At 70.3% G+C, this 7,517-nt stretch carries 7 protein-coding genes; all 7 read right to left on the bottom strand.

What is annotated here, in order from left to right:
• Window positions 1–471, bottom strand: a 471-nt coding sequence (locus tag LFM09_RS48540; RefSeq protein ID WP_414103452.1) for a tetratricopeptide repeat protein, incomplete at its 3' end; no start/stop codon positions are given.
• Window positions 472–498: 27 nt separating this feature from the next.
• Window positions 499–1,971, bottom strand: a complete 1,473-nt coding sequence (locus LFM09_RS48535; RefSeq protein ID WP_414103451.1) for a carboxylesterase/lipase family protein — start codon at window positions 1,969–1,971, stop codon at window positions 499–501.
• Between the two features lie 42 nt (window positions 1,972–2,013).
• On the bottom strand, window positions 2,014–2,979 hold the full coding sequence (locus LFM09_RS48530; protein WP_414103450.1) for an NAD(P)-dependent alcohol dehydrogenase: 966 nt from the start codon (window positions 2,977–2,979) through the stop codon (window positions 2,014–2,016).
• Window positions 2,980–3,046: 67 nt separating this feature from the next.
• Window positions 3,047–5,053 (bottom strand): hypothetical protein, encoded by a 2,007-nt coding sequence (locus tag LFM09_RS48525; RefSeq protein ID WP_414103449.1) that lies wholly within the window; start codon window positions 5,051–5,053, stop codon window positions 3,047–3,049.
• Window positions 5,054–5,062: 9 nt separating this feature from the next.
• Window positions 5,063–5,659, bottom strand: a complete 597-nt coding sequence (locus LFM09_RS48520) for a VOC family protein (RefSeq protein ID WP_414103448.1) — start codon at window positions 5,657–5,659, stop codon at window positions 5,063–5,065.
• Window positions 5,656–6,993: a dihydrolipoyl dehydrogenase family protein gene (locus LFM09_RS48515; protein WP_414103447.1), complete on the bottom strand. Its 1,338-nt coding sequence runs from the start codon at window positions 6,991–6,993 to the stop codon at window positions 5,656–5,658. The genes LFM09_RS48520 and LFM09_RS48515 overlap by 4 nt, the downstream gene beginning before the upstream one ends.
• Window positions 6,993–7,439: a VOC family protein gene (locus LFM09_RS48510; RefSeq protein WP_414103446.1), complete on the bottom strand. Its 447-nt coding sequence runs from the start codon at window positions 7,437–7,439 to the stop codon at window positions 6,993–6,995. The genes LFM09_RS48515 and LFM09_RS48510 overlap by 1 nt, the downstream gene beginning before the upstream one ends.
• Window positions 7,440–7,517 lie beyond the last annotated feature (78 nt).

The raw sequence follows: 7,517 nt of genomic DNA, 5'->3' as shown, positions 1-7,517 counted from the left end.
CCGCCCGCCAGCCGCGTTCCGAACCTCTCCGGTCAGTACAGCTAGGTCGCCACCGAACGCGGCAGCCAACCGGAGCCAGGGCGCGGCCTCCTCGGGCCGGCCCTGCCGCTCCAGCGTGCGCCCGAGCAGCAGGTGCGCGTAGTGCTCGACCGGGTCGCGGTCGACGATCACGCGCAGCTGCGCCTCGGCCTTGGCCAGCTGAGCCGAGTGGTAGTAGGCGCGGGCGAGCAGCAGGCAGAGGTCCGTCTGGAACGGCACTTCCTCGACGAGACCGGCCAGCAGCCGCGCGGCGCCGATGTAGTCCCGGGCCTGGAACAGCAGTTGTGAACGCTCCCACTTCTCGGCCGTGGTCTCCTCACGGTCGGCGTCGAACAGGCGCGTCGCGGTGACCCAGCGGTCAGCCGCCACCTCACCGTTCGGTTGGTAGGCGTTGAAGCCCGTGCTGTCGTGCACCGCGAATTCGTTGCTCATCGAACCCTCCTTCCGGCGCGTACAACGTCAGCCGGCGGACGGTATTCCCGAGAGCGGAGCGAACGCGTGGCCCTGCCAGATCAGCCGGGACTCCTCCTCCGGATACGCGGTCACCTGGTCCTCCACGTCGAAGACCCGCGTGAGGCGGTCAGCGCCGTACAAGGGCCAGCCGGGATCGCCTTCCTTCGCGAACGCCGTCCACGCGCCACGCATGCGGTCCGACAGCGCCGCCGCCTCCGGTGTCACGTCACCGATCAGCATCGCGGGCTGGCCGCGGTCCAGGTTGCCGAACACCAGCGGCACGTCCAGGCCGTGGCACGCGCCCAGCGCACCTCCCATGCCGGGCGCTTCCCAGGCCAGCACGTACACGTGGGCACGACCACCGGCCTCGACCTGTGCCTCCGCCAGCTTCAACGACGGCATGCGGAACAACCAGTCCGAGCAGACCAGGTCGTACAGCTCGTCCGGGCCCGCGGCCGGGAAGCGCTCCCGGTAGGGGCGGCCGGGCGCGAAGACGTCCAGCGCGGTCGCCGCGTGCTCCTCGGTGACCTCGCCGAGCATGCCGTCGATCATGGTGAGGATGCGTTGCTCGTGGCGGGTGTGACCGACGACCAGGTCGAGGTGCCTTGCCGCGCCCGCCGCCACCGCCTCCCACGGCGTGACCGGCAGGACCTCGCCGTCGACGACCGGCGCGAACGGGATCTGCTTGTGCGCGACCTGTCCCCACCGCCCGGTGAACTGGCCGATCTTGGCCATGATCTCGTCGCCGGCGACTGTCAGCAGCTCGGGGTCCACAGTGGACAGCTCGGCGGGGCGCAGGCCCAGTTCGGCGGCGCACGCGGCCGCGATGTCCGCAGCCAGCTCGGGCGTGAAGAACGTGCCGGGCACACTGCTCGCGATCGCGCGGTGGAAGAGTCCCGCGGCGCGCGGCATCGCCAGCAGCGAGGCGACCGAACCACCGCCGGCGGACTGACCGAAGAGCGTGACACGGCCCGGATCGCCGCCGAACGCCCGGATGTTGGCGCTAACCCACTCCAGGGCGGCGACCTGATCCAGTAGTCCCCGGTTCGCAGGCGCGCCCTCGACATGCGCGAAACCTTCGATGCCCACGCGGTAGTTGAACGTCACCACGACCACGCCGTCCTGCGCGAGGCGGGTGCCGTCGTACTCGGGGAGACCGGACGTGCCGAACACGTAGGCACCGCCCTGGATCCACACCATCACGGGCAGGTTCGCGGCGAGGTCGGGCGACCAGACGTTCACGGTCAGCCAGTCGTCGCCGGCCACTCCGACGCCGTCCATGCCGAACATCCCGGCCTGCGGTGGCGGCGGCCCGAACGCCACCGCCTCCCGCACGCCGTCCCACGCGGGCGCGGGTCGTGGTGCGGCGAACCGGAGCTCGCCGACCGGCGGCGCGGCGAACGGGATGCCGCGGAACACGGAAACATTCGATTCCGATGCGCCCCGAACGGTTCCACCGGCAACACGAACCTCGACCATGAGGCGGGATCATGACCGCCGCATCCCCTGAGCGCCACAGAATTAGATGGTGACGGCCACCTTCGCCCGCGCGTGCTCCCGTTCCACGTGCCGGATCGCGTCCGGTGCGTCGGTCAACGGATAGGTCCGCTCGATCACCGGCACCAGCTGACCCGACTCGGCGAGGTCCCGGAGCGCGGCCAGGTTCTCCTTGCTGGGCTTGGCCTCCAGCACCACAAGACGCTGCCGCGCGAACGGCCCGAGCACCTTGCCCTGGATGATCAACCGGTACGGCCCGAACAGCGCCCCACCGGTGAAGCTGCCGCCGCCGGAGAGCACCAGCACCCCGTCCGCGGTGAGCGCACCCCGCAGCTCGCTCATCGACCGGTTGCCCACGAGGTCGAAGATCAGGTCGTAGCACTGCCCGTTGCCGACGAAGTCCGACGTCCGGTAGTCGATGACGTCGTCCGCGCCGGCCTCCCGGACCATCTCGACGTTGCGCGTGCTGCACACCCCGGTCACGATCGCCTTGCGCGCCTTGGCGATCTGCACGGCCATCAGCCCAACACCGCCGGACGCGCCGTTGATCAGCACCTTCTGCCCGGCCTGCAGCTCGCGCAGTCCCATCCACGCCGTGTTGCCGGCCAACGGCAACGTCGCCGCCTGCTCGAACGTCAGGTTCGCCGGCTTGGCTTCGACGACGTCAGCGCTGACACAGACGTACTCGGCAAAGGACCCCTCGACCTCACCGAACACCTCCGCGCCCACCTCAAGACCGCTCACCCCAGGCCCAACCGCCTCGACCACGCCCGCGAAGTCGAGTCCGCGAATCCGCGCCTTCGGTCCGCGCAACCCCAGGAACAGCCGCGCGAAGTACGGGTCGCCCCGCATGACGTGCCAGTCGGCGGCGTTCACCGACGACGCCCGCACCCGCACCAGCACCTCGCCGGCGGCCGGCACGGGCCGGTCGACCTCCCTGAGCTCCAACACGTCCGACGAGCCGTATCTGTCCTGGACGATCGCCTTCATCCGCGGCCTCCCTCGCTTGCCGCAGAAGGTAAGCCGCGTCAACGGTTTCGCACATCAGGGACGACCCCTAGGGCGGCCACCCGATGTCCCCGGACATCATCCGGCGGGCGAAGTCCCTGGAGTCGGACAGGTACTCCGCCCAGGCCGCGGCGCGATCGGTGCGGAAGTCCTTCTCCTGCGGCGGGACGTCCTCGCCGGGCTCGTCGTCGTCCTCGATCTCGGTGGAGGCGAGGAACGCGACCAGCTCGGGCCGGGCGCCGACCGGCACTTCCCCGACTCCTGTGCTGTACCGGGCGCCGTGGTACTCGTCGACGATGCCGAGGAAGATCGCGTCGAGACCGGGGAACGACTCCGGCGCGACCACCTCGTCCGGCAGCGGCGTCACGTACGAGCGCCGCGACGCGTTCCAGCAGTCCTGCTCCAGGTCGAGCTCGACCAACCGCGACGCGGCACCGGACCTGGCGAAGTCGGCCAGGCCGTCGTCGCCGATGGTGTGGTCGTGCAGGTCGAGCACCCAGAGCTGCGGCAGCACCGGCCACCGGGTCAGCGCGCGTGCGCCGTCCGAGCTGAAGTTGTTGTAGGCCAACGAGATGCTGTCCAACTGCGGCGCGGCCGAAGGCAGCACGGCGATGTCCGCGTCACCGAGACCGCAGCCGGCGAGGTTCACCGTGCGCAGCGAGAGCCACTCCGGCACGTCGGGCAGCCGGCCCATCGGGTTGCCGGAGACGTCCAGCTCGCGCAGGTTCTCCGACCTCAGCAACGCGCCGAGCCCGTCCGGTCCGAGCCCGGTCGCCGAGAGCCGCAACGACGTGAGGCTCTTCAACCCGGCCACGGCCAGCGCGCCACCGTCCTCGACGGGCTGGATGTCCGGGCGGGCGTAGTGCGGCGAGCCGCCCCAGCCACCGCTCAGGTCGAGATGATCGAGCACGGGGAACTCCGCGCCCAGCAGTCGCCGGACACCGTCCGAGCCGAGGTGGTTGTCGCTCAGATCCAGGTGCCGCAGCCGGGGAAACGCCCGTGCGGCAACAAAAGCGCCGGCCACGTGATCGGTCGCGACCAGGTTCGAGAGGACCAGTTTCTCGATGCGCGCGCTGTCGAGGGCACCGACGACCTGGGAAATGGTCTTGTCGTCGACGGGGAGCAGTTCGAGGGCCAGCTCGGTCAGCCACGGCAGGACCGGCAGGATCGCCTCGACACCGCGAGCGCCGAGCCCTTCCCTGCCCAGCCCCATCGGCGTACCGCGCAGCCGCAGCGACCGCACGTTCCGCAGATCGGCGCGAGCGAAGAACTCCGCGCACGCCTCGTCATCCGCCTCGATCACGTTGCCGAAGTACGGCTTCCACAGCGGCTGGCGGCCGTTCTTGCCGCAGCGGAACCCGATCTCCAACCGCTCCAGCTGGGCGAGTCCCGCACAGCTGGCCAGCTCACGGGCCTCGTCGACGGTCTCGACGAGCACCTCCGCCGACCTCAGGTCAGGTGCCAGTCCCTCGCGCAGCAGGTGAGCCAGATCCGTCGCGCGCAGACCGGCGTGACGCAGGCGGGTCGGCCGGTCCAGCCGGAACGGTGGCTTGTCGAAGTGCCAGAGGCTCTCGGTCACACTCAGGACCACCAGCGACTCCAGCCTCGTGACCGCTTCGGTGCGGGCGAACCGGGCGAGCACCTCGGCGTCGTCCGCGATGAGGCCGCGGAAGCGGACGGTGCGCAGGTTCTCCCAGTGGTCGGCGGTCTCGGTGAACGCCTCCACCTGCTCGTGGTCGAGGTAGCCGAGCGAGAGGCTGGTCACCGCGCGCATCTCGGGGCGACGCGGATCCGGCAACGCGGGATCGCGCAGTCCTTCGCGAACAGACCACAGGTCCAGCGATCGGACGAGTGGCCACACCGGCTTCGAGAAGCCGGACTCCAGTGCCGCGAGCCACGACCACGGCGCCTCGCGCAGCTCGTCCGGCCAGGAGGCGAGCTGTTCGTCGCAGTACGACACCAGATCGGCATCGGCTTTCATGACGGCAGCACAAAGCGCGCGGAACGCCAACTTGGTCGGCGTCCCGCGCAGCGCTCTGTCGATCTCCGGATTCACCCCCGCAAGCTAGCGCGGAAGTTCTTCGCCCGTCTGCTCTTTGACCATGTACTCGGCGTACCAGTCGGGCCAGTTCTCGTCGTACTCGCCGCCGTTGCGCTTCTCGTGCTCACCGTGGGCCAGCGCGGCCCGGCGCAGCGCCGCCGAGAGATCGGTGATCGACGCGTAGGAGGTGTCGTCGGCGTCGACGCGGCCGGGCAGGCGGGTCGTGACCTCCTGCAGGATCCACGTGTTGCCGTCGGGGTCGGCGAACTCCGCGCGGGTGAAGTAGCTGCGGCGCTCGGGATCCGCGCCCTCGACCGGTCCGTCCGGGCCGCCGTGGAAAAGCGGGCCGACCTTGATACCGGCGGCCAGAAGCGCTTCGTGCGTCTCGACGATGTCCGAGACGATCAGGAAGTGCCGTCCCGAACCGGGCTCGGCGGTGGTCACGCCCTCACCGAAGTGGATGGACGCGTTGGAACCGTACGGGGTGAACTGCACGACCCACGGCGGCGTCACGTCGAGCCGCCAGCCGAGCCGGCTGTAGAACTCCTTCGCGCGCTCCACGTCGGTGACGGGGAGGACGGTGACCTCGAGCTTCATGTCGATCTCTGCCAAGTTCTTCACTTCGCTACTTCCTTTGCCAGATCACGGAGGGCGTTGAGGAACGCCTCGGAGAAGGTGGGGAACGGCTGGATGACGTCGAGCAGCACGGACAGCGGGACGCGGGCGCGGATCGCCACGGTGGCCTGCTGGAGCCACTCGCCGGCCTCGGGGCCGACGGCGTAGGCGCCCGTGAGGACTTCGCCGTCGGAGACGAGGGTCAGGAAGCCGGGTTGCGTGTCGTACGCACGGGTGTAGGTGGCCGTGCGCGCGACGCCCGACAGGTGGGCTGTTGCGGTGTACTTTCCTTCTGCCGCACCGACTGCGGCCACCTCCGGGGAGGTGAACACGACTCGCGGCACGGCGGTGTAGTCGACGCGAGCGGTCTTGCCGAGGATGTTCGCGGCGGCGACGCGGCCCTGGTACTTGCCGACGTGGGTCAGGTTCCACTGGCCCGTGACGTCGCCGACCGCCCAGATGCCGTCGGCCACGTTCATGCGGTCGTCGGTCACCAGGCCGTGCGGATTCGGTTCGACACCAACGGTTTCGAGACCGATCCCCTCGACCCGCGGGCGCCGGCCGGTGGCGACGAGGAGCTTGTCGCCGCGCAGTTCGACACCGTCGGGGAGCTCGAGGACATAAGACCCGTTCTCGAACCGGGCCGCGGTGGCGTGCACGCCGAGGTGCAGTTCGACACCCGCGGCGGTCAGTGCCTCGCCGAGCGCACGACCGGCCGCCTCCGGTTCGCGAGGCAGCAGGTGGCCGGAACCCTCGACGAGGGCGACCTCGGAGCCGAGACTCCGGAACGCCTGCGCCATCTCGACGCCCACCGGTCCGCCGCCGAGGACCAGCAGCCTGGCCGGAACCTCCTGGAAGCCGGTGGCCTCGCGGTTCGTCCACAGCCCCGGCAGGTCGCGCACGACCGGCGGGATGAACGCCGACGAGCCCGTGGCGATCACGATGTGGTCGGCCGTGTAGGTCTGGTCTCCCACCGCGACCTCGCCAGGACCGGCGATCCGGCCCTCACCCCGCAGCACGTCGATGCCTGCCCCGCCGGCCCACTTCTCGCCGCCCGCGTCGGAGTAGGACGAGACCATGAAGTCGCGCCACTCCACCAAGGCCTTGACGTCGACCTTGCCGGTGATCGCCTCACGAGCGCCGGGCACGTCCTGCGCGGCCGCCACGATCTCGCCTGGCCGCAGCAGCGTCTTGGACGGGATGCACGCCCAGAACGAGCACTCGCCGCCGAGCAGTTCACGTTCGACCACGGCCACCCGCAGCCCGCCCTCGGCGACGGCGGCGGCGAAGTGCTCGCCGGGTGAGCCGCCGCCGATGACGATGACGTCGTACTGGCTCATCACACACGCCCGGGAAGGCGCGTGGTGACCTCCTGCAGCACCCAGCCGTTGCCGTCCGGGTCGCTGAACGAGGCGTACGAGCCGTAGCTGGTGCGGCCGGGCGCAGGGCCGTCGACGCGGCCCTCGGTGCCGGCGTGGTGGAAGACGCCGGTCTTGTCGTGGAAGACCTCGCTGACCTCGACGCCGCGGGCGATCAGGTCCTCGCGGGCGGCCACCACGTCGTCGACGATCAGGTGCAGGCCCTCCGCGCTGCCCGGCGCCGCGTTGCTCACGCCGTTGCCGAAGATGATCGACGCGGGCGAGCCGGGCGGGGTGAACTGGGTGAGGCGGTAGCCCTCGTCGTCGGCGAACTCGGCGTCGAAGCGCCAGCCGAGCGCCTTGTAGAAGTGGATCGCCCGGTCGATGTCGCTCACCGGGATGACTGCCACCTCGAACTTGTAGTCCATCGGGGTTCAACTCCTTCGTTCGTTTCGTGTACCGCAACACTCGTCCCGCCAGGGGGTCGCTCGAACCCGTGGAACACC

It is taken from the genome of Lentzea alba, assembly GCF_047445655.1.
GTDB lineage: Bacteria > Actinomycetota > Actinomycetes > Mycobacteriales > Pseudonocardiaceae > Lentzea > Lentzea alba_A.
Note: the sequence above shows the minus strand (reverse complement) of the source record. Positions and strands in the feature narration are given on the sequence as shown.